Origin of the sequence: Bradyrhizobium sp. 134, assembly GCF_023074155.1 — a bacterium.
Classification (GTDB): domain Bacteria; phylum Pseudomonadota; class Alphaproteobacteria; order Rhizobiales; family Xanthobacteraceae; genus Bradyrhizobium.
In genome coordinates this window covers 200308-224997 of record NZ_JADPKX010000074.1, presented here as the reverse complement: position 1 = coordinate 224997, position 24690 = coordinate 200308, and the positions used below count along the sequence as shown (strand labels likewise).

Here is a 24690-nt window from a genome sequence, read left to right as displayed (position 1 = left end):
TTCTGCCCCCAAGCTTAGCTCGGAGGGCGGCGATGGCTGCGTTGTAAGGGACCTGCCTGTCCCCTATAAAGCCGGACCGGACAAAGCGGGCGGGGGGCAATTTCACCCTGCCGAGGAGAGATTCGAATGCCGTGGAAGAATCAGGGCGGTGGCCCATGGGGCTCGGGTCCGAAGGGACCATGGGGCAACGGCCCGCAACCGGTCGGGCCAAGGCCGCCGGATCTGGAAGACCTTCTGCGGCGCGGCCAGGATCGGCTGCAGCAGATCATGCCGGGTGGTTATTTCTCCGGCATCGGCATCACGCTGATCGTGCTGCTCATCGTCGCGTTCTGGCTGCTGTCGGGCTTCTTCCGGGTGCAGTCCGAAGAGCTCGGCGTCGTGCTGCGCTTCGGCAAGCATGTCCGCACCGTAGAGCCCGGCCTGAACTACCATCTGCCCTATCCGATCGAGACCGTGCTGCTGCCAAAGGCCTTGCGCGTTTCCACCATCTCGATCGGCATGACGCTGATCGACGATCCGGCGCGGCGCGGCCGCTCCATTCGTGACGTGCCGGAAGAGAGCCTGATGTTGACCGGGGACGAGAACATCGTCGACGTCGACTTCACCGTGCTCTGGCGCATCAAGCCCAACGGCGTCGGCGATTTCCTCTTCAACATCCAGAATCCCGAAGGCACCGTGAAGGCGGTCGCCGAGAGCGCGATGCGCGAGGTGATCGGCCGCTCGCAGATCCAGCCGATCCTGACCGGCGCGCGCAACGTCACCGAACAGGGCGTGCAGGAACTGATCCAGAAGACCCTGGACAGCTACGGCGCCGGCATTCAGATCAGCCAGGTGCAGATGCAGAAGGTCGACCCGCCGGCGCAGGTGATCGACGCCTTCCGCGACGTCCAGGCGGCGCGCGCCAATCTCGAGCAGCTGCAGAACGAGGCGCAGACCTATGCCAACCAGGTCGTGCCGCAGGCACGCGGACGCGCGGCGCAGATCATGCAGGCCGCCGAAGGCTACAGGGAGCAGACGGTCGCCGAGGCCAAGGGCCAGAGCTCGCGCTTCCTGAAGGTTTACGAGGAATACAAGAAGGCGCCCGACGTGACGCGTGAACGGATTTATCTGGAGACGATGGAGCGCGTGCTCGGCGGCTCGGAAAAGCTCATCTATGACGGCGGCCAGTCGGGCCAGGGCGTCGTGCCTTATCTGCCGCTCAGCGAACTGACGACCAAGCGGCCACCTGCAACCGGCCAGCAGACGACCGGAGGCAACCGATGAGATCTCCGGTCACAGGCATCGTCACGCTGCTCGGCCTCCTGCTCGTCGTGATCGTGGGCTATATGTCCCTGTTCACGGTGGCGCAGACCGAGCAGACCATCGTGCTGCAGTTCGGCAAGCCCGTCGACGTCGTCACCGCTCCCGGCCTGCACTTCAAGGCGCCGTGGAATTCGGTGATCAACATCGACAAGCGCATCCTCGATCTGGAGAACCCGTCGCAGGAAGCGATCGCGTCCGACCAAAAGCGGCTTGTGGTCGACGCCTTCGCACGTTACCGCATCAAGGACGCGCTTCGCTTCTATCAGAGCATCGGCTCGATCCAGGCCGCCAACATCCAGCTCACCACGCTCTTGAACGCGGCGCTACGCCGCGTGCTCGGCGAGGTCACCTTCATCAACGTGGTCCGCGACGACCGCGAGAAGCTGATGCAGCGCATCCGCGATCAGCTCGACCACGAGGCCGACGGCTACGGCATCCAGGTCGTCGACGTCCGGATCCGCCGCGCCGATTTGCCGGAGCAGAACAGCCAGGCGGTCTATCAGCGCATGAAGACGGAACGCGAGCGCGAAGCCGCCGAGTTCCGCGCGCAGGGCGGCCAGAAAGCACAGGAGATCCGCTCCAAGGCCGACCGCGAGGCGACCGTGATCGAGGCGGATGCAAGGTCGCTGGCCGAGCAGACGCGCGGCGTCGGCGATGCCGAGCGCAACCGTCTGTTCGCCGAAGCCTACGGCCAGGACGCGGATTTCTTCGCCTTCTACCGCTCGATGGCGGCCTATGAAACCGGGCTGCGCGCGAACGACACCCGCTTCCTACTGCGCCCGGACTCGGATTTCTTCCGGTTCTTTGGTAACCCGTCCGGCAAGACGGCGACCACGACGCCAGCGAAGCCGTAAGTGAGACAAGGGCGGCAGGTCTGGCCGCCCTTCGTCCAGACAAGAACAGCACAACGGGAGGTTCCAATCCGATGAGGTCCATTGCGTTCACCGACTTCCTCATCGGTTTGGGCATCCTGTTCGTGCTGGAAGGCTTGATGTTCGCGGCAAGCCCGGCCTGGATGCGCAAGGCCATGAAAAGCGCGATGGCCACGCCGGACAATGTCCTGCGGGCGGTTGGCATCGGTTCGGCCGTGGCCGGCCTGGTCCTGATCTGGGTTATGCGACGTCCAATTTAGCCGTCGCACCAACGCCAAAGTGAAGGCGAGGGACCGGTTTTCGCCTTATTATCCGGGTCTTGAGGCCCGTTAAGGTCCGCGCTTGCGCCATCCCCCCGTTCGAGCGCAGTCTTGACGTCGAATCCTGATTTCCTGGAGATCACAATGACCGCTGCCACCATTGCCCCGACCCGTTTGCGCTTAGGGCTGGCCGCGCTCGCCGTCGGCGTTTTCAGCGCACTCGGCACACCGGCCTATGCGCGCGGACCGGATGGCATCGCCGACGTCGCCGAGAAGGTGATCGACGCGGTCGTCAACATCTCGACCTCGCAGACCGTCGAAGCCAAGGGCGGGGGCGGCGGCAATGCCATGCCGCAACTGCCGCCCGGTTCGCCCTTCGAGGAGTTCTTCGACGACTTCTTCAAGAATCGCAAGGGTCCCGGCGGCGGCAGCAAGGGCGGCGAGAATAGCCCGGCGCCGCGCAAGACCAACTCGCTCGGAAGTGGCTTCATCATCGACACATCAGGCGTCGTCGTCACCAATAACCACGTCATCGCGGACGCCGACGAGATCAACGTCATCCTCAACGACGGGACCAAGATCAAGGCCGAGCTGGTCGGAGTCGACAAGAAGACCGACCTTGCCGTGCTCAAGTTCAAGCCGTCGAAACCGCTGGTGTCGGTGAAGTTCGGCGATTCCGACAAGCTGCGCCTCGGCGATTGGGTCGTCGCGATCGGCAATCCATTCAGCCTCGGCGGCACCGTGACGGCCGGAATCGTCTCGGCGAAGAACCGTGACATCTCCTCAGGTCCCTACGACAGCTACATTCAGACCGACGCCTCCATCAACCGCGGCAATTCCGGCGGTCCGCTGTTCAACCTCGATGGCGACGTCATCGGCGTCAACACGCTGATCATCTCGCCGTCCGGCGGCTCGATCGGCATCGGCTTCGCCGTACCGTCGAAGACAGTGGCGGGTGTCGTCGACCAGCTCCGCCAGTTCGGCGAATTGCGCCGCGGCTGGCTGGGCGTGCGCATCCAGAGCGTCACCGACGAGATCGCCGAGAGCCTCAACATCAAGCCGCCGCGGGGCGCGCTGGTTGCCGGCGTCGACGACAAGGGCCCTGCCAAACCGGCCGGCATCGAGCCCGGCGACGTCGTCGTCAAGTTCGACGGCAAGGACGTCAAGGACCCCAAGGATCTCTCTCGCGTGGTCGCCGACACCGCGGTCGGCAAGGAGGTCGATGTCGTCATCATCCGCAAGGGTCAGGAGGAGACCAAGAAGGTCATGCTCGGCCGGCTGCAGGATCCCGACAAGGTGCAGGCCGCAGTGAAGACCGACGAGCCCGCACCTGAAAAGACCGTGACACAGAAGGCGCTCGGCCTCGATCTCGCGGCGCTGAGCAAGGATCTGCGTACGCGCTACAAGATCAAGGACAGCGTCAAGGGCGTGGTCGTCACCAATGTCGACGCTAATTCGGATGCCGCCGAGAAGCGCCTCTCCGCCGGCGACGTCATCGTCGAGGTGGCGCAGGAGAGCGTCTCCAGCGGCGCCGACATCCAGAAGCGGATCGACCAGCTCAAGAAGGACGGCAAGAAGTCGGTGCTGCTGCTGGTCTCGAACGCCGACGGTGAGCTGCGCTTCGTGGCGTTGAGCGTGCAGTAAGCACGGCGCAGTTCTGTAGGGTGGGCAAAGCGAAAGCGTGCCCACCACTTTTCCACCACTGCTGCAAGAGTGGTGGGCACGGCGCAAATGCGCGTTTGCCCACCCTACAGCAGTTGGGCGTGCGGTAAGACTTACGCCTCCACGAACTCCTCGCGTCGATACCCCTGCGCGTACAGCAGCGCGGTGAGATCGCCATGATCGATCCGCGCCGCCGCAGCGGCGGCCACCGCGGGCTTGGCGTGATACGCCACGCCCAGCCCCGCCGCCTGGATCATCGCGAGATCATTGGCGCCGTCGCCGACCGCCAGCGAGTCGATGTCGTCGAGATCGAACGACTCCATTAGATCCACCAGCGTCGCGAGCTTTGCCGCGCGCCCCAAAATCGGCTCCTTCACCTCGCCGGTGAACTTGCCGTCGCGGACGACGAGCTCGTTGGCGCGGTTCTCCTGGAAGCCGATCCTGGTGGCGACCGCGCTGGTGAACAGCGTGAAGCCGCCGGAGACGAGGCAGGCATAGGCGCCATGGGCGCGCATGGTCGCGACCAGTTCGCGACCACCCGGCGTCAGCGTAATGCGCTTGGCCAGCACCTCGTCGACGGCACTGGCGGGGAGGTCCTTCAGCAGCGCAACGCGCTCGCGCAGCGCCGGCTCGAACTCGACCTCGCCGCGCATTGCGCGTTCGGTAATGGCTGCCACATGGGCCTTCACCCCGACGAAATCGGCGAGCTCGTCGATGCATTCCTGGCCGATCATGGTGGAATCCATGTCGGCGAGAAAAAGCTTCTTGCGCCGGAAGCCGACTGGCTGCACCACGATGTCGATGGGCAGGTCGCCGCGAAGCTCGCGGAGCCGCTGTTCGATGGCGTGACGGTCGCCTTCGAGGTTACTGTCGGCGCCGAAGGGGATATCGACTGCAACCCCGTCGAACAGCCAGTGCGCGGGAGCTGCCTGAGGCAGCACGGCGCGGGCGCCGTCGACGATGGTGGAGTCGAGCGCGGGGTTATTCGGGTTGCAGATCAGCGTGGCAACGAGGGACATTTGAGGTTTTCGTGAGCGAGGGGCAAGTCGGCAGAAGGCATGTTGGCAAGGCGGTGCTTATCGCAGGCCCGACCGCCAGCGGCAAGTCGGCGCTGGCGCTCGAGCTTGCGCTCGCTGCGGGCGGGGTCGTGATCAATGCCGATTCCATGCAGGTCTATCGCGACCTCCGCATCATCACCGCGCGCCCCACAGATGGCGACGAGGCGCGGGCGCCTCATCGCCTGTACGGCCATGTCGATGCGGCCGTGAATTTTTCGGCTGGCGCCTGGGTGGGCGACGCGGCCAAGGCGCTCGAAGTGGCGAAAGCCGAAGGCCGCCTGCCGATCTTCATCGGCGGGACCGGGCTGTACTTCAAGGCGCTGACGGCGGGCCTTTCCGTGGTGCCGCCGATCCCTGTCGAGGTGCGCGAGGACGTCCGGTCGCGGCTGGAGCGGAACGGCGTGGAGGCGCTGCACGCAGAACTTGCGGCCTCCGATCCGCGGGCGGCCGAGCGATTGAACCTTCGCGACCGCACGCGCATTGCGCGCGCGCTCGAAGTGGTCGAAGCCACCGGCCGTTCGCTGCTGGACTGGCACGATGAGGGCCAGCCGCCGCTCTTGCCCAAGGACAGTTTTCGCGCGGTGTTCCTCGCGCCCGAGCGCGACGAGCTCTATGCGCGCATCGACGCCCGCTTCGATGCCATGTTGGGTGCCGGCGCGCTGGAGGAGGTCGAGCGTCTCGCTGCCCGAAACCTCGATCCGCTGCTGCCGGCGATGAAAGCTCATGGCGTGCCGGCCCTGGTCCGGCATCTGCGCGGTGAGCTCAGCCTGGAGCAGGCGGCCACCATCGGCCGCGCCGACACCCGCCACTACGCCAAGCGGCAGTTCACCTGGTTCCGGCATCAATTGCCCGAATTCGAGTGGGTGAAGCCGGAGGAGATTCGGGGCTGGCTGGCGGCGATCGTGAACGCGGCACAGGACCAAGGCTGACACGCTTTTGTGCCTCCGCTCCCGAATTTACCTCTCGCCCAACCCCGGGAACACCGCTACACTGCCAAAATCGCGCGGGAACGGCTGCATTGCCTTGACATCGGGGCGCCGGCCGTTATGTTTCGCGCAACCTTTGGGAAGCTGGGCACCTGCCATGCGTAACATTATTACCAAACTCCTTATCGCCGTCGTACCCAGGCACACCGCCGGGGGTGGCTAGCTGCCATCCACATGACAGGCGGTGTGCATGGGCCCTCTTCGGGGCCTTTTTTATTTCCGAAAGCCCGACACGAACGAAGCCGCTGACAACAGCGCATCCGGAGCAAGCCAATGAGCGACAAGAGCCACGATCCGAACCAGATGACCGGCGCCGCGATGATCGTCCGCGCGCTCATCGATCATGGCGTGACCGACATTTTCGGCTACCCCGGCGGCGCGGTGCTCCCGATCTACGACGAGATTTTCCAGCAGAGCGAAGTCCAGCACATCCTGGTCCGCCACGAGCAGGGTGCGGGTCACGCCGCCGAGGGCTATGCGCGTTCGACCGGCCGGCCCGGCGTTGCCCTGGTGACCTCCGGTCCCGGCGCCACCAACATGGTGACGCCGCTCACCGACGCGCTGATGGACTCGATCCCGCTGGTCTGCATCTCCGGCCAGGTGCCGACGCATCTGATCGGCAACGACGCGTTCCAGGAATGCGACACCGTCGGCATCACGCGCCCCTGCACCAAGCACAATTGGCTGGTGCGCGACGTCAACGATCTCGCAAAGGTGCTGCACGAGGCCTTCTACGTTGCGACCACGGGGCGACCGGGCCCGGTGCTCGTCGACGTGCCCAAGGACGTGCAGTTCGCGACCGGCACCTATCATCCGCCGCGCAAGTCCGACGTGCATCGCTCCTACGCGCCGCGGGTGAAGGGCGATGCGACGCAGATCCGCAAGGCCGTGGCGCTGCTCGCGGGCGCCAAGCGCCCCGTGATCTACAGCGGCGGCGGCGTGATCAATTCCGGCCCTGAAGCCACCAGGCTGCTGCGCGAGCTGGTCGAGGTCACCGGCTTTCCGATCACCTCCACGCTGATGGGCCTCGGCGCATATCCCGCCTCGGGCAAGAGCTGGCTCGGCATGCTCGGCATGCACGGCACCTACGAAGCCAACATGACCATGCATGATTGCGACGTCATGCTGTGCGTCGGCGCGCGCTTCGACGACCGCATCACCGGCCGCGTTGATGCGTTCTCACCGGGCTCGAAGAAGATCCACATCGACATCGACCCGTCCTCGATCAACAAGAACATCCGCGTCGACGTGCCGATCATCGGCGACTGCGGCAACATCCTCGGCGACATTCTCCAGGTGTTCAAGGCGGAGGCGAAGAAGCCCGACATCAAGGCGTGGTGGCAGCAGATCGCGCAGTGGCGGGCCCGCAACTCGCTGTATTACAGGAAGAGCAACGACGTCATCCTGCCGCAGCACGCGATCCAGAGCCTGTTCGAGGCGACGCGCGGCAAGGACACCTACATCACCACCGAGGTCGGCCAGCATCAGATGTGGGCTGCGCAGTTCTACGGCTTCGAGGAGCCGCATCGCTGGATGACCTCGGGCGGTCTCGGCACCATGGGCTACGGCTTGCCGGCCGCGGTCGGCGTGCAGGTTGCCCATCCCGACAGCCTCGTCATCGACATCGCGGGCGATGCCTCGGTGCAGATGACGATGCAGGAGATGTCGACGGCGGTGCAGTACGAGCTGCCGATCAAGATATTCATCCTGAACAACCAGTACATGGGCATGGTGCGGCAGTGGCAGCAGCTGCTCCATGGCAACCGCCTGTCGCATTCCTACTCGGAGGCGATGCCGGATTTCGTCAAGCTCGCGGAAGCCTATGGCGGCGTCGGCATCCAGGTGCACAAGCCCGGCGATCTCGACGGCGCCATCCAGGAGATGATCTCGGTCAAGCGCCCGGTGCTGTTCGACTGCCGCGTCGCGTCGCTGGAAAACTGCTTCCCGATGATCCCCTCCGGCAAGGCGCACAACGAGATGCTGTTGCCGGAGCAGGCGAACGACGAAGCGACCGCAAAGGCGTTCGCCGGCGGCAAGGCGCTGGTGTGATGTTATGTTCGACCTGAACGAGCTCGAACGCGCGCATGCGATCGTGGGGCAGGCGGTGCCGCCGACGCCGGCGCACGCCTGGCCGCTGCTTAGCCAGCGGCTCGGCACGCGGATCGTGGTCAAGCACGAGAATCATACGCCGACGGGCGCCTTCAAGGTGCGCGGCGGGTTGGTCTATCTCGATCGGCTGAAGCGCGAACGGCCGAACATTCCGGGCATCATCTCGGCGACGCGCGGCAATCATGGTCAGAGCCTCGCCTTTGCGGCGAGCCGCCATGGTGTGCCTGCCGTGATCTATGTGCCGCGCGGCAATTCGGTCGAGAAGAACCGCGCGATGAAGGCGTTCGGCGCCGAGCTCGTTGAGCATGGCGAGGACTTTCAGGCCGCACGCGAGGAAGCCGGGCGCCACGCGCAGTTCGCCGGGCTGCACATGGTGCCGTCGTTCCATACGGACCTGGTGCTGGGCGTGGCGACCTATGCGCTTGAATTGCTCCGGGCCGCGCCCGATCTCGACATCCTCTATGTGCCGATCGGGCAGGGCTCGGGGATCTGCGGCTGTATCATGGCGCGCGATCTGCTCGGCCTGAAGACCGAGGTCGTCGGCGTGCAATCGACCGAGGCGCCGTCCTACGCGCTGTCGTTCGCGGCCGGTCATATCGTGACGACCGAGACCAGCAATACGCTCGCGGACGGCATGGCGACGCGGATTCCCGATCCTGAAGCGCTCGCGGTCATCCTCAAGGGCGCCTCGCGTATCGTCCAGGTGACGGACGATGAGATCGCGCTCGCGATCCGTGCGCTCTGGACCGACACGCACAATCTCGCCGAAGGCGCCGGCGCCGCCGCGCTCGCCGCAGCGCTTCAGGAAAAGACCAAGCTACAGGGCAAGCGCGTCGGTCTCGTGCTGTCCGGCGGCAATATCGATTTCGATCTGTTCCGCGGTTGGGTCGGCACGGAAGCGCCGGTCGCTCGTCGGGCGACGGCGTAACGACGAGAATGAAGGGGACGACAATGAACCAGCCCGCATCCGCCTATTTCATCGAGGAACGCCACGACCCGAACGAGACGCACACGCTTTCGGTGCTCGTGCAGAACGAGCCCGGCGTGCTCGCGCGCGTCATCGGCCTGTTCTCGGGGCGCGGCTACAACATCGAGAGCCTCACGGTCTCGGAGACCGAGAGCCAGAAGCATCTCTCGCGCATCACCATCGTCACGACGGGCACGCCGATGGTGATCGAGCAGATCAAGCATCAGCTCGACCGCATGATCCCTGTGTATCGCGTCGTCGACATGACGCTGACGAAACGCTCGATCGAGCGCGAGCTTGCAATGGTCAAGGTTCGCGGAGAGGGCGAGCATCGCGTCGAGGCGTTGCGGCTGGCGGACGCGTTTCGCGCCCGCGTGATCGACGCCACCACCGAGAGCTTTGTGTTCGAGATCACAGGCAACACCGACAAGATCAATCAGTTTATTGACCTGATGCGTCCGCTTGGCCTCGTCGAAGTGTCGCGCACCGGTGTTGCCGCGATTGGTCGCGGGCCTGAAGGAATGTGAGCGATGCTGGCGCGCGACTGGTATTACAACGAGCGGAACCGGATGGGGATCGGGCCTGCAGTGGCCTCGATCTACGACAGTCACGACGATGCCGATCTACGGGCGCGCGCGGCGCTGAAAATGCTTGGGGTCCAACGCGGCTGGCGCATCGCCGACATCGGTTGCGGCAACGGCGTGCTCGCGACCGAGGCCGCGCTGATGGGCGCCGAGGTCGACGCCATCGACATCTCGCCCGCGATGCTGGCCCTCGCCGAGATCTACGCGCGCGACCGCAAGGCGCCCGTGCGCACGCAGTCCGCCGGCCTGCTCAGCTTCGCCTACCGGCCGGAATCCTATGACCTGATCGTCAGCGAGTTCACGCTGCACCATCTGCCGGATTTCTGGAAAGCGGTGGCGATGTCGCGGATCTGTCGCGCGCTCAAGCCCGGTGCCACTTTCTATTTGCGCGACATCGTCTACGCGTCGATGCCCGATGCGCTCGAACGCGACGTCGAGCAATGGGCCGACTTCGAGATCAAGAACCACGATGTCCCGCGTGAAAGCGTCGTCACTCACATGCGCGACGAATATTCCACTTTTGGCTGGGTCATGGAACGGATGCTGACCGACGTCGGCTTCACGCTGGTCTCGGCCGATTACCACGCCCCGATGCACGGCACTTATCTGCTGCGGAAACCCAATTCTTCCATCTAAAGGCCGGCGAGTAAGGCTCGACCAGAACAACAAACAGGGCTGCACGACAGGGCAGAACCGGGAACGACAATGAAGCCGGCCGACATCCTCATCGCCATCCTGGTGGCGGTCATCTGGGGGCTTGCCTTCGTGGCGAGCCGGATCGCGCTCGACGAATTTTCGCCGGAGCTGATGACGGCGATGCGCTTCACCATTGCCGCGGTGCCGTGCCTGTTCATTCGCAAGCCGAAGGTCGCCTGGTCGCTCCTGATCGCGATCAGCTTCACGCTCTTTCTCGGCCAGTTTCTGAGCCAGGCCTATGGCATCGCCCATGGCGTGCCGGTGGGGCTGACCAGCGTCGTCGTCCAGAGCCAGGCGCTGTTCACGATCGGCTTTGCCGCGATCGCATTCGGCGAGCGGCCGACGCCGGTGCAGACGCTGGGCATCGCCATCGCAGCCCTCGGCCTTTTGATGATCTGCGGCACGGTCGGCTATGATTTCAGCGTCGGTGCCTTCGCCGTGCTGATGATCGCGCCGGTCAGCTTTGCGGTCGGCAATATCCTGCTGCGCGGCGCCCGCGGCGTGCCGATGTTCGATCTGTTCGCCTGGTTGTGCCTCGCCACCGCGGTCCCGCTGTTCGCGCTCACGCTGATCGTCAACGGACCGACGCCGACCTGGCAGTCGCTGATCCACATGTCGCTCACCGGCCTCATTTGCCTGCTGTTGATCGGCGGCATCTCCACCAGCATCGCCTATTGGCTGTGGGGCCGGCTGCTGCGTGACTATCCCCCTGCGCAGGTGGTGCCGTTCGCGCTGCTGGTGCCGTTCGTCGGCTCCGCCGCGTCCAGCATCGTGTTCGGGGAGCGGTTCGGCCCGCTGCGCCTCGCCGGCATGCTCACCGTGATCGGCGGTATCGCGGTGATGGTGCTGGCGAAGCGCCCCGAGGCGGTACCCCAGAAAACCGCAGCCGAAGGCCGCGTGAGGTGAGCATGTCCCAGTCGCTGCTGTATGCCTTCCTCGCCTTCATGGCCGTGATGTATTTCACGCCTGGGCCGAACAACATCATGTTGCTGTCCTCAGGGCTGACCTATGGCTTCCGGCGCACGATTCCCCACATCGCCGGCGTGGTCATCGGCTTCGCCTTCATGATTGCAGCGGTCGGCCTTGGGCTTGGCACCGTCTTCCTGGCCTATCCGATCCTGCAGACCATTTTGAAATATGCCGGCGCCGCCTACTTGCTCTACCTGGCCGCCGTGATCGCTTTCTCGGGCCCGGCCAAGCCGGACGAGGGGGATGGCCGCGGCCCGATGACTTTCCTGGGCGCCGCCATGTTCCAATGGATCAACGCCAAAGGCTGGGTGATCGTGATCGGCACCATCACCGCCTATGCGGCGATCGCCCAATTCCCGCTCAACATCGCGATCCAGACCTTGATCAGTCTGCTCGTGGGCACGGTCTCGACGGTGGTCTGGGCCTTCTTCGGCACCGCACTGCGGCCCGTCCTGACCTCCGTGCGGCTGGTCCGCGCCTTCAACATCCTGATGGCGATCCTGCTGCTGGCGTCGCTCTATCCCGTCGTCATGGATGCATGATGCCCCGGCTTTCCATGCAGAAACGGGTTTCCCAGGGGGCCGAAAATGCTCTAGACAGCCCCCGAAATCCGCAAATTTCACCGTCCGAGACCTGACTAACAAGACCTGACCAACGGCCGATTCCGGCCCCTGAACGAGGAAACGACCATGCGTGTTTATTATGATCGCGACGCCGACCTGAACCTGATCAAGGGCAAGAAGGTCGTCATCGTCGGCTATGGCAGCCAGGGCCACGCCCATGCGCTGAACCTGAAGGATTCCGGCGTCAAGGACGTGGCGATTGCGCTTCGCAAAGGTTCGGCCTCGGCCAAGAAGGCGGAAGCTGCCGGCTTCAAGGTGATGGAAGTTGCCGAGGCCGCCAAATGGGCCGACCTCGTCATGATGCTGACCCCGGACGAGCTCCAGGGCGACATCTACCGCGAGCACCTGCACGACAACATGAAGAAGGGCGCAGCGCTCGTCTTCGCGCACGGTCTCAATGTCCACTTCAACCTGCTCGACCCGCGCGCGGACCTCGACGTGCTGATGATCGCGCCGAAGGGCCCCGGCCACACCGTGCGTTCGGAATACCAGCGCGGCGGCGGCGTGCCCTGCCTGATCGCGATCGCCAAGGATGTCTCGGGCAACGCCCACGACCTCGGCCTGTCCTACGCCTCTGCCGTCGGCGGCGGCCGTGCCGGCATCATCGAGACCACCTTCAAGGAAGAGTGCGAGACCGACCTGTTCGGCGAGCAAGTGGTGCTCTGCGGCGGCCTGGTCGAGCTGATCAAGGGCGGCTACGAGACCCTGGTCGAAGCCGGCTACGCCCCGGAGATGGCCTATTTCGAGTGCCTGCATGAGGTGAAGCTGATCGTCGACCTGATCTATGAAGGCGGCATCGCCAACATGAACTACTCGATCTCCAACACCGCCGAGTACGGCGAGTACGTCACCGGTCCGCGCATCGTCACCGACGAGACCAAGAAGGAGATGAAGCGGGTTCTGAACGACATCCAGTCCGGCAAGTTCGCCCGCGACTGGATGCTCGAGAACAAGGTCAACCAGACCTCGTTCAAGGCGACCCGCGCCAAGCTCGCCGGGCACCCGATCGAGGAAGTCGGCGCCAAGCTGCGCGACATGATGCCCTGGATCAAGAAGGGCGCGCTGGTCGACAAGTCGAAGAACTAAGTCGCGGCCTTCGGATACGGCGTATCGGTTACGCCGCAGCCGGACACGCGAGCGAAAACACAAGCTTCGTTCGCCGAACCAATTCTTAAATCTTTCGCGGCTATATTCGAGCGAGATCGCAACCAGCGGTCTCGCTCTTTTCGTCTCGCGCGAAGCATTGCTGCTTCATTCAAATTCTTCGCGAGCTGAAGTGCTCCCTGAGCACGAAGAACTGACGCTTAAACCACATTCTTGGTCTCGCGTTGTTTTTCGGAATTTCTCAGAAGCTCCCGATTCTCAAAAACCGAGCGTCTTCAGAGTCAAAGATTCGGCTCTTCATCCATATCTTCACGGTGCAATCGATCTCACGTCGCGACGTTCGCGCCTCGCTTCAACTTAAGAATTGACATCGGCGGCGTTTCCTTGAGCGGTGGACGGCATTGCGCCGCGGCACCTTTCCACTGCATGATCGCGGGAGCTCTTCGGGGGGAAAAGACCATGCGATCCGTCGTCGTCACCGGCGCGTCCACCGGGATTGGCTGGGCCATTGCTAAATTTCTGATCGGGCGCGGCTATCGTGTTTTCGGTAGTGTCCGCAAGCAGGCCGATGCGGACCGGCTCACGGGTGAGTTCGGTGCGAACTTCACGCCGCTGCTGTTCGACGTCACCGACGAGGCGGCGGTCCTCGCGGCTGCGCGAAAAGTCCGCGAGGCGCTGGGCGGCGAGACGCTGGCCGGTCTCGTCAACAATGCCGGCGTCGCGGTCGCCGGTCCCGTGCTCGAATTGCCGGTCGACGACTTCCGCCGGCAGATGGAGATCAACGTCATTGGCCCGGTCATCGCGACGCAGGCCTTTGGGCCGCTACTCGGCGCCGATCCGTCGCTGAAGGGGCCGAAGGGCCGGATCGTGATGATCAGCTCGGTCGCGGGCAAGAACGGCAATCCCTTGTCGGCGCCTTACAGCACCTCCAAGCACGCCATCGAAGGCCTGTCGGAGAGCTTGCGCCGCGAGTTGATGCTGTTCGGCATCGACGTCATCATCGTCGCCCCCGGCGCAGTGAAGACGCCGATCTGGAGCAAGGCCGAGCAGATCGATCTCTCGGTCTACCAGAACTCGCCTTATCTGCCGGCGCTGAACAAGGTCATGGCGTTCATGATGAAGCTCGGCGAGACGGGGCTGCCGGCCGAGCGGATCGCCGAGGTCGTTTTCGAGGCGCTCACCGCCGGGAGGCCCAAGGTTCGCTACCAGATCACGCCGGACCGGATGCGACATTTGATGACGGCCGCGCTGCCCAAGCGTGTGGTCGACCGTATCATCGCCAAGCGGCTTGGGCTGCTGCCGCAGGGCTGAGCCTCCGAGGCGAGACCATTGCCAGACAGGTGATCGATTTCCGATCGTGGGAGCGTCTTGAGATGCCGGCTTATGTGATTTTCGACGTCGAGATCAGGGATTTGCAGCAGTACCAAAGCTTCATGTTGGGCGTGAAGCCCGCGCTGGAGGCCGCTGGAGCCAGATATCTGGCGCGAGGGGGCGCCCACAAGGTCTACGAGGGAGACTGGCAGCCCCGCAGGATCGTTCTGCTGGAATTCCCATCCGTCGCAGCCTGGGAGGCGTTCTACGGAGGCGCGAGCTACCAGGGACTCAAAGCGGTCCGGGACGCTTGCAGTTCTGCCCGCCTGGTCAGCGTCGAGGGCCTCGACTAGACGGCAAGTCGGTTCTGCACTGCGGGATTTGCCCTGGGGACGGATTGGATGCGGAGACCAATCGGCTTCCGCTAACATTAAGCGAAGGTCGGATCGCGACGCGCGTTGCTTGTCCGTGACCGTTCAATTACAGTTTTGTGACACGGTGCAGGCCTTCCGGCTGCGCCGAACGCCGCAGGCCCGGTCAGCCGGCTCGGCATCACCGTGCCGGACCAGCAGTTGCGTGTCGTCGATGGCGTCCGCGCCCAATCCAGGTCCTTCTGCCACGACCGCCGTGCTGGCGAGCGTCGCCGCGCTCGGTATCTGGCGGCTGCTCGCGGTTGCGGCGCCGCATCTCGCGGCGCTCGTGCTGATGTACGAGACCGAGACGGATTTCGGCGCACGGCTCTCCTTCGTGCTGGCCTGGGGCATCCTCAACTTCTTCTGGATCACGCTGCTGCGGCGGCCGGCGCTCTCGGGTGCGCTGTCGCTGACCATGGTCGTGGTGCTGGTGCTGCTGTCGCGGCTGAAGCACGACGTCGTGCAGATGACGGTCAACTTCATCGACCTGATGATGATCGACCGCGACACGGTCGCGTTCCTGTTCACGATCTTCCCGAATTTGCGCTGGTCGGTGATCGGGGCCGGCCTCGTCACGCTGCCGCTGATGTATGCGCTGTGGTGGCTCGACCCGTTCCGCATCCGTAGGCTACCGGCACTCGCCTGCAAGCTCGCCTGCCTCGCCGCGCTGGTCGGCTATTCGCTCTATCATCCGGACGAGGCCTGGCGCGGCTATTACGACGACGGCTATCTCTCGAAGTTCTTCCGCTCCGGCGTCAGCGCGGTCTCCGACTTCGCGCAATACGGCTTCATGGAGTCGGCCGCTTCGACCAACGAACGGCTCAACATGCCGCTGGTCGATGCCTGCCATCCCGCCGGCCGGCGGCCGAACATCATCATGGTCCATGATGAATCGAGCTTCGACATCCGCGCCGCGCAGGGCATCAAGGTGCCGACCGGCTACGGTAGCCATTTCAAATCCTGGGACGGCAAGGAGCGCGCGTTTCTGGCCGAGAGCAATGGCGGGCCGAGCTGGTTCACCGAATACAATGTGCTCGCGGGGTTGTCGTCGCGCTCGTTCGGCCGCTTCGCCTATTTCGTGACGCGCATTGCAACAGGCCGTGTCGAGCGCGGCCTGCCGCTGGCGCTGCGCCGCTGCGGCTACGACACGATGTCGCTCTACCCCGCCAATGGCGGCTTCATGGCCGCGCGCAGCTTTCAGGTGACGACCGGCATCGAACGCTTCCTCGACTCCAAGGATCTCGGCGCCAAGGATGTCGAGCCGGATAGCTTCTTCTACGACAAGGCGCTCCGGCTGATGGGTGAGCGATCGCCGAACAAGCCGCTGTTCACCTTCATCTATCTCGGCGCCAATCATTTCCCCTGGGAGACGCGCTTCCGCCCGGATCTGCTGCCGAACTGGCGCGCACCGGGCAATGTGCCGTCCATCGACGAATATCTGCGTCGGCAGGCGATGAGCGCCGAGCAGTACAAGGCTTTCCTCGCGAGCTTGAAGAAGAATTTTCCCGGCGAGCCTTTCCTGATCGTGCGCTATGGCGACCATCAGCCCGAGTTCGCGCCCGGTATCCTCGAGCCCGGGCTCGACGAGGGTGCAATCGGCAAGAAGCTCGACGCCTACGACCCACGTCTCTACGCGACCTATTACGCGATCGACGCCGTCAATTTCGAGCCGGTGAAGAGCGAGGCCGTGATGGACACGGTCGATGGTCCGTATCTGCCACTGGTCATCCAGGAAGCCGCCGGCATCCCGCTCGATCCGTCCTTCGCCGAGCAGAAGGAGATCATGCTGCGCTGCAAGGGCATCTTCTACGGCTGCAAGGACGGCGCCGAGGCGCGCCGGCTGAATCGGCTGCTGATCGATGCGGGGTTGATCCGGGGGCTGTAGCCGGCCTACCGCCCACCCACCTTCTCCCACAGCCATTTCGCCACGGCATCCGGCGACGAATTCGCATCATTGCCGGCGGCGCGTAAATTGGCTTCGCGCATGGTCGCGATGTCGATCTTGCCGAGCAGCGGTTTCAGCGCGGCCTGCAGCCGCTCGTCGCCGGCCCGTTTCGGGGCCAGCAGCAGGATGGCGTCGTAGGGCGGGATCGCGTGCCTGGGATCGTCGAGCGCAACGAGATCGTATTTTGCGATCAGCCCGTCGCTGGTGTAGCCCGCGATGACATCGACCTCGCCGCTGGCGACCGCCGCATACATGAAGTCCGGCTGCATCTGGCGCTGGGCGCGGAACGAGAGCCCATAGGCCTTTTGCAGCGCCGCCCATTCGGGTCGCGAGAAGAACTCATAGTCGCCGGCGATCGACAGGGTCGAAGCATGCGCGGCGAGATCGGTGATGGTACGGATGCCAAGCGCCTCGGCGCGTTTCTTAGGGATCACCAGCGCATAGGCGTTCTCGAATCCGAGCTCGCCGAGCAGGGTGATGTTCTCCTTCGCAAGCGTCGTCTGCAGCTCCGCCAGCAGCTCCGCCCGCGGTTGGATGTCCGTGCGGTGAAGCTGATTGGCCCAGAGCGTGCCGGAATAATCGACATAGAGATCGATATCGCCGGCCTTCAATGCCTCGAAGATCACGCTCGAGCCGAGACCGGATCGTGCGACGGCGGAAAGGCCGGAGGCCTGCAGCCGGTCGCGCATCAGCGCCGACAGCACATACTGCTCGGCAAACGTCTTGGCGCCGACGACATAGCTGTTCGGTGAGCGCTCTATCGTCGGCACCAATGTTGCGGCGACCAGTGCCGCGATCCCGGCCGCGCCAAGCGCTGTACGCGCGCGGCTGCGCCGGCGCAGGCCGCTCTCGATCAGGCCGAGCAGTTGATCGACCGCGAGCGCAAGCAGGGCCGAGGCAAAGCAGCCGAACAGCACGAACACCCAATTCTGGGTCTGCAGCCCGGCAAAGATGTAATTGCCGAGGCTGGTCTGCCCGATCGGGGTCGACAGCGTCGCGGTGCCGATCACCCACACGGCGGCGGTACGGATGCCAGCCATCATCACCGGGAGAGCCAGCGGCAGTTCGACCATCACCAGCGACTGCCGTGCGGTCATTCCGACGCCTTTGGCAGCCTCGATCAGCGCGGGATCGATGCCGTTGAGGCCGGTGATGCCATTGCGCAGCACCGGCAGCATCGAATAGAGCGCCAGCGCCAGCATCGCCGGCAGGAAGCCGAAAGCGGAGAAGGAGACGCCGAACCAGGCCAGCGCCACGGAGGCCGCGAGCAGCAGGAGCGGATAGAACAGCGCGAGCAGCGCCAGCCCGGGCACCGTCTGCACGATGCTGGCTAGCGCGAGCAGGACGGCGCGCGGCGTTGGGCGGTTGCGCGTCAGGATCGCCAGCGGCAGGCTGACGATCAGGCCGAGCGCAAGTGCGGCGAGACTGACCCGTACGTGGTTGCCGAGATAGTCGGGCAAATGCCCCAGCGCCTCGCCCCAGCGCGGATCGGTGAAAAGGCTCATGCCGCCCCGCTCTGTGGCAGTAGCGCGTTCAATCGCTCGACCTGGCGTCGCGGCGTCCGTAGCAGCTCCAGCACGTAGGCGTCGCTGCTTTTCGAGAGCTCCATTGGCGTGCCCTGCGCCAGCAGCTTCCCGCTGCGCATCACCGCGATGCGGTCGGCCAGCAGGATCGCTTCCGTCATGTCGTGGGTGATCATCACGGTGGTCAGGCCGAGCTTGCGGTGCAGCTCGCGAAAATCGTCGCCGAGCGCATCGCGGGTGAGGGGATCGAGCGCGCCGAAGGGCTCGTCCATCAGCACGATGCGGGGCCGTGCCGCAAGCGCCCGCGCCACGCCGACGCGCTGGCGCTGGCCGCCCGAGAGCGCATCCGGCAACCGCTCGCGATGAGCGGCCCGGTCGAGCTGCACGAGCTCGAGCAACTCATCAACCCGCGTTGCGATATCCGCCGCCGGCACGCCGAGCAGTTTTGGCGTGATCCCGATATTGTCCGCGACGCTCAGATGCGGGAACAGCCCGCCGCTCTGGAAGACGTAGCCGATGCGGCGCCGCAGCGCGACCGGATCGACGGATTGCACGTCGTCGCCCTCGACCGTGATCGTGCCGCCATCCGCCTCGATCAGGCGGTTGGCGAGCCGCAGCAGCGTCGTCTTGCCCGAACCCGAGCCGCCGACGACGGCCACAAACTCGCCTTCGGCGATGTCGAGTGACACATCGTCCACGGCCTTGAGCGCGCCGAAGCTCTTGGTGACGTGGGCATAGCCAATCATCGGCCTGGATGGCATCGGGCGGGGCTCACTACGCTAACCCGCCCGTGGGGCAGGGGATGACGAGGCCCATGCGTACCACGCTTGGCGGCTTGATTGAACTTGGCCGCGCGAGCGGCTAAGGCATCGGGCCAAGTTCGGAGGGAACACATGATAACGCCTACGGCAGTGGCGCTGGAAGATGCCAAGGTCGCGTTCCAGCTGGGGGACGGGCGGGTCTATACGGCGGTGGAGAAGGCGCATCTGACGGTGGCGCAGGGCGAGTTCGTCGCCATCGTCGGCCCGACCGGCTGCGGGAAATCAACACTGCTCAACGTCGCGGCCGGGCTGCTGAAGCCGGCTGCCGGGAGCGTCAGGATATTCGACCAGCCGCTCGCCGGGCTGAATCGGGATGCCGGCTATCTGTTCCAGGCCGATGCGCTGTTCCCCTGGAAGACCGCGCTGGACAACGTCGCGATCGGGCTCGAAGTCAGCGGCACGCCGCGCGGCGAGGCGCTGCCGCGGGCGCAGACATGGCTGACCTCGGTCGGCCTGGGTGCCTTCGCCAACCGCTATCCGCACATGCTCTCGGGCGGCCAGCGCAAGCGCGTGGCGCTGGCGCAGGTGCTGATCCGCGATCCAAAGATCCTGCTGATGGACGAGCCGTTCGGGCCGCTGGATGCACAGACCCGGCAGGTCATGGGCAACCTGCTGCTCGACCTCTGGAACGCCGATCGCAAGGCCGTGCTGTTCGTCACCCATGATCTGGAGGAGGCGATCGCGCTCGCCGACCGCGTTGTGATCATGTCGGCGGGGCCGTCCTCGCGCATCATCGGCGACTGGCGCGTGAGCCTGCCGCGCCCGCGCGACATTTTTGAAGTGCGGCTGGACAAGGAATTCCATGCGCTTCATCGCGAGATCTGGAGCGTGCTCAAGGACGAGGTCATGAAGGGCTACGCGCAATCCACGCAAGCGGCGGAGGCGGTGTGATGTCGCGCGTGACGCTGCTCCTGCTGCAAGTGCTGGTCGCGGTGGTCTGCCTCGCGCTGTGGCAATTGCTGTCGACCGTGCCCGTGTTCGGCAAGATCCTGCTGCCGCCGTTCTTCTTCTCCAATCCGGTCGATGTCTTCGCCCAGATCGTCAAATGGTTCTCGTCCGGCGTGATCTGGAAGCATCTCGGCATCACGCTGACGGAATCGATCCTGGCCTTCGTCATCGGATCGGCCGGCGGCGTGCTGATCGGCTTCTGGTTCGCGCGCCAGCCGTTGGTCGCCGCGGTGTTCGATCCCTACGTGAAGATGGTCAACGCACTGCCGCGTGTGGTGCTGGCGCCGATCTTCGCGCTGTGGCTGGGGCTGGGCATCTGGTCCAAGGTCGCGCTCGGCGTGACGCTGGTGTTCTTCATCGTGTTCTTCAACGTCTATCAGGGCGTCAAGGAGGTCAGCCGCACCGTGCTCGACAATGGCCGCATGCTCGGCATGAGCGAGCGGCAGCTGATGCAGCACGTCTATTGGCCCTCCGCGCTGTCGTGGATGTTCTCCTCGCTGCACACGTCAGTGGGCTTTGCCGTGGTCGGTGCGGTCGTCGGCGAATATCTGGGATCGGCGGCGGGGCTCGGCTATCTCATCCAGCAGGCCGAAGGCATATTCGACGTCGCCGGCGTGTTCGCCGGCATGTTCGTGCTGTCGGCCTTCGTCATCCTGATCGACTTTGGCGTGACGTTGGTGGAGCGGAGACTGCTGGTCTGGCGCCCGACCGTGGACGGACGGGGCTAGGCCGCGAGGGGCCCGCGCACCGCGCGAGCCCCGGATCGATCAGTCCAGCAGTTTGGTGTCGTCGGGGGCCTGCGGCGGCGTCTTGATCGCGATCGCCTTGACCTGTCCGCTGATCGGCTTGGTGCCGCCATGCGGCGTCCCCTTCGGGATGATGACGAGGTCGCCCGGCTTCACCGTGACTTCCTTGTCGCCGAACCAGATCGTGCCGGTGCCCTCTAAAATGTACTGGATCTCGTTGGTGTTGGGATGCATGTGCTTGGGCACATTGCCGACCTGGATCGAGATGGTGGCGCCGTCGGCGCTCGCGAACATCTTGGAACGGAAGCCGACGGCGTTCGCGTTCCCGAGCGCGTCACCCTCCATCTCGCCGGTGTGGATGATCTGCGGCGTGATGTTCTCCGCGGCCAGCGCCGGCCGAAGCAGGTGGGTTGCGCCGCATCCGGCGGCAAAAGCGGTGGCGATCGACAGTCCGATTGCAAGGCGATTCATGGATGATCCTCCCCATCAAGAATTGTTCTTGTGGGCGCATGCTATTGCGCCGAAAGGCCGATGGCCAGCGCCTTCGGTCCTGCTTCTCAAGCCAGTCCGGCTGCTCTATGGTGCCGCCAGCCGAACGGAGGAAACCAATGAAGAACACGATAGCCAGGCTCGCGGGCGCGTTGATCGCGCTGACGCTCACCACCGGTCTTGCCGCGGCGCAAAGCAAGGTCACCATCGCGATCGGCGGCGGCTCCTGCCTGTGCTATTTGCCGACGGTGCTGGCAAAACAGCTTGGCGAATACGACAAGGCCGGCCTCAATGTCGAACTCGTGGACCTCAAGGGCGGCTCGGACGCGCTCAAGGCCGTGCTCGGCGGCAGCGCCGACGTGGTCTCCGGCTATTTTGACCATTGCGTCAACCTCGCAGCCAAGAAGCAAGAGCTTCAGGCGTTCGTCGTCTATGACCGCTATCCCGGCCTCGTGCTGGTGGTTTCGCCCTCGCACACCAACGAGATCAAGTCGATCAAGGACCTCGCCGGCAAGAAGGTCGGTGTCAGCGCGCCCGGCTCTTCTACGGACTTCTTCCTCAAATATATGCTCAAGAAAAATGGCGTCGATCCCGCCAGCACCGCCGTGATCGGCGTCGGCCTCGGCGCCACTGCGGTCGCCGCCATGGAGCAGGGCCAGATCGACGCGGCCGTAATGCTCGATCCCTCCGTGACCGTGCTCCAGGGCAGCCACAAGGATCTGCGCATCCTCTCGGACACCCGTACGCAAAAGGATACGCTCGAGACGTTCGGGGGCGAATATCCGGGCGGCGCGCTGTACTCGACCGCTGCCTGGGTGGCCGGCCACGAGAAGGAGACGCAGGCGCTGACCAATGCGATCCTGGGCACGCTCGCCTGGATCCACTCGCACTCGCCCGAGGAGATCATGGCGAAGATGCCGGAGGAGACGGTCGGCAAGAACAAGGACCTCTATCTCGCGGCGCTGAAGAACACGATCCCGATGTTCTCCGAAACCGGCAAGATGGACCCGAAGGGCGCCGACGCAGTGCTCGCGGTTTTCAGCGTCGGCTCCCCCGACGTGGCGAACGCCAAGATCGACGTCAGCAAGACCTTCACCAACAAATATGTCGAGCAGGCCAAGAAGACCACGGGGAGCGCCAAATAACTGACGCCAAGGCTCGGTAACCAAGCGTCATGACGTCACTGACAATCCATCGGGTCACGACGCTTGATCTTGCCGTCCGGCCGATCGTCTGGCCGTTCGCGGTGGAGCGGCGTGACGAGATCGCCACGCATTTCGCCGAGAAGCAGCGCGAGCGGCCAAAGATCTGGAACGGTCGCGTCCTGATCGGGCGGGATGCCGTGTTTACCGACGGCCATCTCGCCGCGACCTATTTCGAGACCGATTTCGCGAGCTTCCTCGCCTGGCGCGACTGGGGCTTTCCCGACAAGGCCGTGTTCAACGGTTTTGGCATGGGCGCGCTGCGTAGCTCCGACGGCGCATTCGTGATGGGCGAGATGGCGCAGCATACCGCCAATGCAGGCCGGATCTATTTCCCATCGGGCACGCCCGATCTCGACGACGTCAGGGGCGACACGCTGGACATTCCCGGCAGCGTGATCCGCGAACTCGAGGAAGAGACCGGCCTCACCGCGGCCGACTATCGGGTCGAACCGGACTGGCACTGCGTCGTCACCGGCCCCACGATTGGGATGTTGCAAATTATCAACCTGGACATGCCGGGTGATGTGGCGCGTGCGCGGATCGAAGCCAATCTGGCGCGCGAGGCCGAGCCGGAGCTGTCGGCTATCCATCTCGTGCGCGGAATGAGCGATCTCACGCCGTCCATGCCGCGATTTGTCACGGCCTTCGTCGAGCAGCAGTTCGCGTTGCGCTGACGCGCGAGGCTTGACATCGCTGCGCCCAGCCCATGTGATGGGCAAAAATACAAAAGCAAAAAGAATGCAATGCACAATCGGCCAGGGAGGTTTTGATGCGCGTGCGCATGGCTGCCCGTTTGGTACGTGGGCTGTTGGTCGCGATATCAGCGACGGGCTTGGCGCTGTCCGCCCAGGCCCAGGATCAAGGCAAAGAGAAGAAGATCAAGATCGGCGTCGTTTTCGATTTGACCGGGCCTCTCGCCGGCGGCGGCTCTGAACTCGGTTATATCGGCGCAAAGATCGTCCTCGACCATTTCGCCAAGACCGGCGTCGAGGGTTACAAGATCGAAGCGGTCTATGCCGATGCGCAAAGCAAGCCCGACATCGCGATCAACGAATCCGTCCGCCTGCTCGAGCAGGAAAAGGTCGACATGGTGCTCGGCTTCTTCTCCTCGGCGCAATGCGTGCCGGTCGCAGCCCGCGTCGAGCAGCTCAAGAAGTTCATGTGGATGACGACCTGCATCTCGTCGGCGGTGTTCAACGAGAAGGGCTACAAATACGTCTTCCGCCCGCAAGCGAGCGGCGACCAGTTCGGCATGATGACGATGGATTTCATCGCGCAGAACGCCAAGGCGAAGTTCGACAAGGAGCCGAAGGATCTGCGCGTCGCGATCATTCACGAGGACGGCGCCTATGGCGTCGACGTGTCCCGGGGCAACGAGGCCGGCGCGAAAAAGGCGGGCTTCAACGTCGTGATGAAGGAAGGCTATTCGGCCACCGCGCCTGACCTCTCCGCGCTGGTGACCAAGTTGAAGCGCGCCAAGCCCGACGTCATTTTCCACACCGGCTACAACCCCGATATCACGCTGTTGCTGCGTCAGGCGCGCGAGCAGGGGCTGAAATTCGGCGCGCTGATGGGGCATGGTGCGGGTTACGGGGTCTATGAAAAACTGAAGGAAGGCATGGGGGCCGATGCCACCTACATCTTCAACACCGACCCGATCTCGATCTGGCTTGCCAACCAGAAGACCATGGATCCCAAGCTCCCGCCTGTGATCAAGATGGTCGGCGAGGAATTCGACAAGATCCGGCCCGGCGTCGCCATCCGCTCGGCGCATGTCGGCATCGGTGCGTCCAACACTTATGTGTTCATGAATGACGTGCTGCCGCGTGCGATCAAGAAGTACGGTGGCGTCGATCCAGATGCGCTGCGCAAAGCTGCGCTCGACACTGATATTCCCGAGGGCGGCACCATGCTCGGCTTCGGCGTCAAGTTTTACGGCGAGGGCACGCCGATGGCCGGACAGAACGAGCGCTCGTTCCCGGTCGTGATCCAGTACATCGACGACAAGTCCTCGGTGGTGTGGCCCAAGAGCCAGGCGCAGCGCGAGGCCGTGCTGCCGCTGCCGAAGGGCACCACCTACAGCAACCAGTAGCGCAA

The 24690-nt window shown here is 64.4% G+C and carries 24 protein-coding genes; 20 read left to right on the top strand and 4 right to left on the bottom strand.

From position 1 onward, the window contains the following. Positions 1 to 126: 126 nt before the first annotated feature. The 4 genes from hflK (at position 127) to IVA75_RS31220 (ending at position 4078) form a co-directional block, all read left to right on the top strand. Complete coding sequence (gene hflK, locus IVA75_RS31235; protein WP_027570796.1) at positions 127 to 1263, top strand: FtsH protease activity modulator HflK; 1137 nt, start codon at positions 127 to 129, stop codon at positions 1261 to 1263. Then, a complete protein-coding gene (locus IVA75_RS31230; protein ID WP_018454336.1) occupies positions 1260 to 2156 on the top strand; it encodes a protease modulator HflC in 897 nt (298 codons plus the stop codon). The genes hflK and IVA75_RS31230 overlap by 4 nt, the downstream gene beginning before the upstream one ends. Positions 2157 to 2227: 71 nt before the next feature. Then, positions 2228 to 2434, top strand: a complete 207-nt coding sequence (locus IVA75_RS31225; RefSeq protein WP_007600979.1) for a DUF2065 domain-containing protein — start codon at positions 2228 to 2230, stop codon at positions 2432 to 2434. A gap of 144 nt (positions 2435 to 2578) precedes the next feature. Further along, complete coding sequence (locus IVA75_RS31220; protein ID WP_247288081.1) at positions 2579 to 4078, top strand: Do family serine endopeptidase; 1500 nt, start codon at positions 2579 to 2581, stop codon at positions 4076 to 4078. A 131-nt stretch (positions 4079 to 4209) separates the two neighbouring features. Here IVA75_RS31220 and serB read toward each other — a convergent pair whose 3' ends face one another. After that, complete coding sequence (gene serB / locus IVA75_RS31215; RefSeq protein ID WP_027570798.1) at positions 4210 to 5115, bottom strand: phosphoserine phosphatase SerB; 906 nt, start codon at positions 5113 to 5115, stop codon at positions 4210 to 4212. 11 nt (positions 5116 to 5126) lie between these two features. On the opposite strand from serB, the gene miaA reads away from it, so the two are divergent. The 11 genes from miaA (at position 5127) to IVA75_RS31160 (ending at position 16801) form a co-directional block, all read left to right on the top strand. Then, positions 5127 to 6083, top strand: coding sequence for a tRNA (adenosine(37)-N6)-dimethylallyltransferase MiaA (gene miaA, locus IVA75_RS31210; RefSeq protein ID WP_247288082.1), 957 nt, complete (start codon positions 5127 to 5129; stop codon positions 6081 to 6083). Positions 6084 to 6413: 330 nt separating this feature from the next. Continuing rightward, a complete protein-coding gene (locus IVA75_RS31205; protein WP_027570800.1) occupies positions 6414 to 8189 on the top strand; it encodes an acetolactate synthase 3 large subunit in 1776 nt (591 codons plus the stop codon). A gap of 4 nt (positions 8190 to 8193) precedes the next feature. Next, positions 8194 to 9177, top strand: a complete 984-nt coding sequence (locus tag IVA75_RS31200; RefSeq protein ID WP_247288084.1) for a threonine dehydratase — start codon at positions 8194 to 8196, stop codon at positions 9175 to 9177. A gap of 23 nt (positions 9178 to 9200) precedes the next feature. Further along, positions 9201 to 9743, top strand: a complete 543-nt coding sequence (ilvN, locus tag IVA75_RS31195) for an acetolactate synthase small subunit (protein ID WP_027519532.1) — start codon at positions 9201 to 9203, stop codon at positions 9741 to 9743. 3 nt (positions 9744 to 9746) lie between these two features. After that, the gene (locus tag IVA75_RS31190; RefSeq protein ID WP_247288085.1) at positions 9747 to 10436 is read left to right on the top strand and encodes a class I SAM-dependent methyltransferase; all 690 of its coding nucleotides are present in this window, start codon (positions 9747 to 9749) and stop codon (positions 10434 to 10436) included. A 69-nt stretch (positions 10437 to 10505) separates the two neighbouring features. Further along, on the top strand, positions 10506 to 11402 hold the full coding sequence (locus IVA75_RS31185) for an EamA family transporter (RefSeq protein WP_247288086.1): 897 nt from the start codon (positions 10506 to 10508) through the stop codon (positions 11400 to 11402). Positions 11403 to 11404: 2 nt separating this feature from the next. Next, positions 11405 to 12007 (top strand): LysE family translocator, encoded by a 603-nt coding sequence (locus IVA75_RS31180; protein ID WP_027570804.1) that lies wholly within the window; start codon positions 11405 to 11407, stop codon positions 12005 to 12007. Positions 12008 to 12154: 147 nt separating this feature from the next. Next, on the top strand, positions 12155 to 13174 hold the full coding sequence (gene ilvC / locus IVA75_RS31175) for a ketol-acid reductoisomerase (protein ID WP_247288087.1): 1020 nt from the start codon (positions 12155 to 12157) through the stop codon (positions 13172 to 13174). Between the two features lie 477 nt (positions 13175 to 13651). Further along, positions 13652 to 14503 (top strand): SDR family oxidoreductase, encoded by an 852-nt coding sequence (locus IVA75_RS31170; RefSeq protein WP_247288088.1) that lies wholly within the window; start codon positions 13652 to 13654, stop codon positions 14501 to 14503. A gap of 62 nt (positions 14504 to 14565) precedes the next feature. Further along, positions 14566 to 14856, top strand: a complete 291-nt coding sequence (locus IVA75_RS31165) for a DUF1330 domain-containing protein (RefSeq protein WP_247288089.1) — start codon at positions 14566 to 14568, stop codon at positions 14854 to 14856. Positions 14857 to 15088: 232 nt separating this feature from the next. Then, entirely contained in the window at positions 15089 to 16801 is a 1713-nt protein-coding gene (locus IVA75_RS31160; RefSeq protein ID WP_247288090.1) for a sulfatase-like hydrolase/transferase, read from the top strand. A gap of 5 nt (positions 16802 to 16806) precedes the next feature. On the opposite strand, the gene IVA75_RS31155 is transcribed toward IVA75_RS31160, so the two are convergent. Continuing rightward, on the bottom strand, positions 16807 to 18366 hold the full coding sequence (locus IVA75_RS31155) for a glycine betaine ABC transporter substrate-binding protein (RefSeq protein WP_247288092.1): 1560 nt from the start codon (positions 18364 to 18366) through the stop codon (positions 16807 to 16809). Further along, a complete protein-coding gene (locus IVA75_RS31150) occupies positions 18363 to 19145 on the bottom strand; it encodes an ABC transporter ATP-binding protein (RefSeq protein WP_247288094.1) in 783 nt (260 codons plus the stop codon). Before IVA75_RS31150 ends, IVA75_RS31155 begins: the two co-directional genes overlap by 4 nt. Positions 19146 to 19277: 132 nt before the next feature. On the opposite strand from IVA75_RS31150, the gene IVA75_RS31145 reads away from it, so the two are divergent. Together IVA75_RS31145 and IVA75_RS31140 are read left to right on the top strand one after the other, a co-directional pair. Further along, entirely contained in the window at positions 19278 to 20096 is an 819-nt protein-coding gene (locus IVA75_RS31145; protein WP_027570810.1) for an ABC transporter ATP-binding protein, read from the top strand. After that, positions 20096 to 20881, top strand: a complete 786-nt coding sequence (locus IVA75_RS31140; protein ID WP_247288095.1) for an ABC transporter permease — start codon at positions 20096 to 20098, stop codon at positions 20879 to 20881. The genes IVA75_RS31145 and IVA75_RS31140 overlap by 1 nt, the downstream gene beginning before the upstream one ends. Positions 20882 to 20920: 39 nt before the next feature. Here the strand turns inward: IVA75_RS31140 and IVA75_RS31135 are convergent, their stop codons facing one another. Continuing rightward, positions 20921 to 21370 (bottom strand): cupin domain-containing protein, encoded by a 450-nt coding sequence (locus tag IVA75_RS31135; protein WP_247288096.1) that lies wholly within the window; start codon positions 21368 to 21370, stop codon positions 20921 to 20923. Positions 21371 to 21507: 137 nt separating this feature from the next. Between IVA75_RS31135 and IVA75_RS31130 the strand changes: the two genes are divergently transcribed. From IVA75_RS31130 to IVA75_RS31120, 3 genes are all read left to right on the top strand, one after another. Next, a complete protein-coding gene (locus IVA75_RS31130) occupies positions 21508 to 22533 on the top strand; it encodes an ABC transporter substrate-binding protein (protein ID WP_027570813.1) in 1026 nt (341 codons plus the stop codon). Between the two features lie 29 nt (positions 22534 to 22562). Beyond that, entirely contained in the window at positions 22563 to 23267 is a 705-nt protein-coding gene (locus IVA75_RS31125; protein ID WP_247288097.1) for an NUDIX hydrolase, read from the top strand. 95 nt (positions 23268 to 23362) lie between these two features. After that, positions 23363 to 24685: an ABC transporter substrate-binding protein gene (locus tag IVA75_RS31120; RefSeq protein WP_247288098.1), complete on the top strand. Its 1323-nt coding sequence runs from the start codon at positions 23363 to 23365 to the stop codon at positions 24683 to 24685. Positions 24686 to 24690: the final 5 nt, after the last annotated feature.

What these genes read in the sequence shown, in the direction of transcription:
- hflK (WP_027570796.1), top strand. Translation starts at nt 127, where the DNA reads ATGCCGTGGAAGAATCAGGGCGGTGGCCCATGGGGCTCGGGTCCGAAG.
- IVA75_RS31230 (WP_018454336.1), top strand. Translation starts at nt 1,260, where the DNA reads ATGAGATCTCCGGTCACAGGCATCGTCACGCTGCTCGGCCTCCTGCTC.
- IVA75_RS31225 (WP_007600979.1), top strand. Translation starts at nt 2,228, where the DNA reads ATGAGGTCCATTGCGTTCACCGACTTCCTCATCGGTTTGGGCATCCTG.
- IVA75_RS31220 (WP_247288081.1), top strand. Translation starts at nt 2,579, where the DNA reads ATGACCGCTGCCACCATTGCCCCGACCCGTTTGCGCTTAGGGCTGGCC.
- serB (WP_027570798.1), bottom strand. Translation starts at nt 5,115, where the DNA reads ATGTCCCTCGTTGCCACGCTGATCTGCAACCCGAATAACCCCGCGCTC.
- IVA75_RS31205 (WP_027570800.1), top strand. Translation starts at nt 6,414, where the DNA reads ATGAGCGACAAGAGCCACGATCCGAACCAGATGACCGGCGCCGCGATG.
- IVA75_RS31200 (WP_247288084.1), top strand. Translation starts at nt 8,194, where the DNA reads ATGTTCGACCTGAACGAGCTCGAACGCGCGCATGCGATCGTGGGGCAG.
- ilvN (WP_027519532.1), top strand. Translation starts at nt 9,201, where the DNA reads ATGAACCAGCCCGCATCCGCCTATTTCATCGAGGAACGCCACGACCCG.
- IVA75_RS31190 (WP_247288085.1), top strand. Translation starts at nt 9,747, where the DNA reads ATGCTGGCGCGCGACTGGTATTACAACGAGCGGAACCGGATGGGGATC.
- IVA75_RS31185 (WP_247288086.1), top strand. Translation starts at nt 10,506, where the DNA reads ATGAAGCCGGCCGACATCCTCATCGCCATCCTGGTGGCGGTCATCTGG.
- IVA75_RS31180 (WP_027570804.1), top strand. Translation starts at nt 11,405, where the DNA reads ATGTCCCAGTCGCTGCTGTATGCCTTCCTCGCCTTCATGGCCGTGATG.
- ilvC (WP_247288087.1), top strand. Translation starts at nt 12,155, where the DNA reads ATGCGTGTTTATTATGATCGCGACGCCGACCTGAACCTGATCAAGGGC.
- IVA75_RS31170 (WP_247288088.1), top strand. Translation starts at nt 13,652, where the DNA reads ATGCGATCCGTCGTCGTCACCGGCGCGTCCACCGGGATTGGCTGGGCC.
- IVA75_RS31165 (WP_247288089.1), top strand. Translation starts at nt 14,566, where the DNA reads ATGCCGGCTTATGTGATTTTCGACGTCGAGATCAGGGATTTGCAGCAG.
- IVA75_RS31160 (WP_247288090.1), top strand. Translation starts at nt 15,089, where the DNA reads ATGGCGTCCGCGCCCAATCCAGGTCCTTCTGCCACGACCGCCGTGCTG.
- IVA75_RS31155 (WP_247288092.1), bottom strand. Translation starts at nt 18,366, where the DNA reads ATGAGCCTTTTCACCGATCCGCGCTGGGGCGAGGCGCTGGGGCATTTG.
- IVA75_RS31150 (WP_247288094.1), bottom strand. Translation starts at nt 19,145, where the DNA reads ATGCCATCCAGGCCGATGATTGGCTATGCCCACGTCACCAAGAGCTTC.
- IVA75_RS31145 (WP_027570810.1), top strand. Translation starts at nt 19,278, where the DNA reads ATGATAACGCCTACGGCAGTGGCGCTGGAAGATGCCAAGGTCGCGTTC.
- IVA75_RS31140 (WP_247288095.1), top strand. Translation starts at nt 20,096, where the DNA reads ATGTCGCGCGTGACGCTGCTCCTGCTGCAAGTGCTGGTCGCGGTGGTC.
- IVA75_RS31135 (WP_247288096.1), bottom strand. Translation starts at nt 21,370, where the DNA reads ATGAATCGCCTTGCAATCGGACTGTCGATCGCCACCGCTTTTGCCGCC.
- IVA75_RS31130 (WP_027570813.1), top strand. Translation starts at nt 21,508, where the DNA reads ATGAAGAACACGATAGCCAGGCTCGCGGGCGCGTTGATCGCGCTGACG.
- IVA75_RS31125 (WP_247288097.1), top strand. Translation starts at nt 22,563, where the DNA reads ATGACGTCACTGACAATCCATCGGGTCACGACGCTTGATCTTGCCGTC.
- IVA75_RS31120 (WP_247288098.1), top strand. Translation starts at nt 23,363, where the DNA reads ATGCGCGTGCGCATGGCTGCCCGTTTGGTACGTGGGCTGTTGGTCGCG.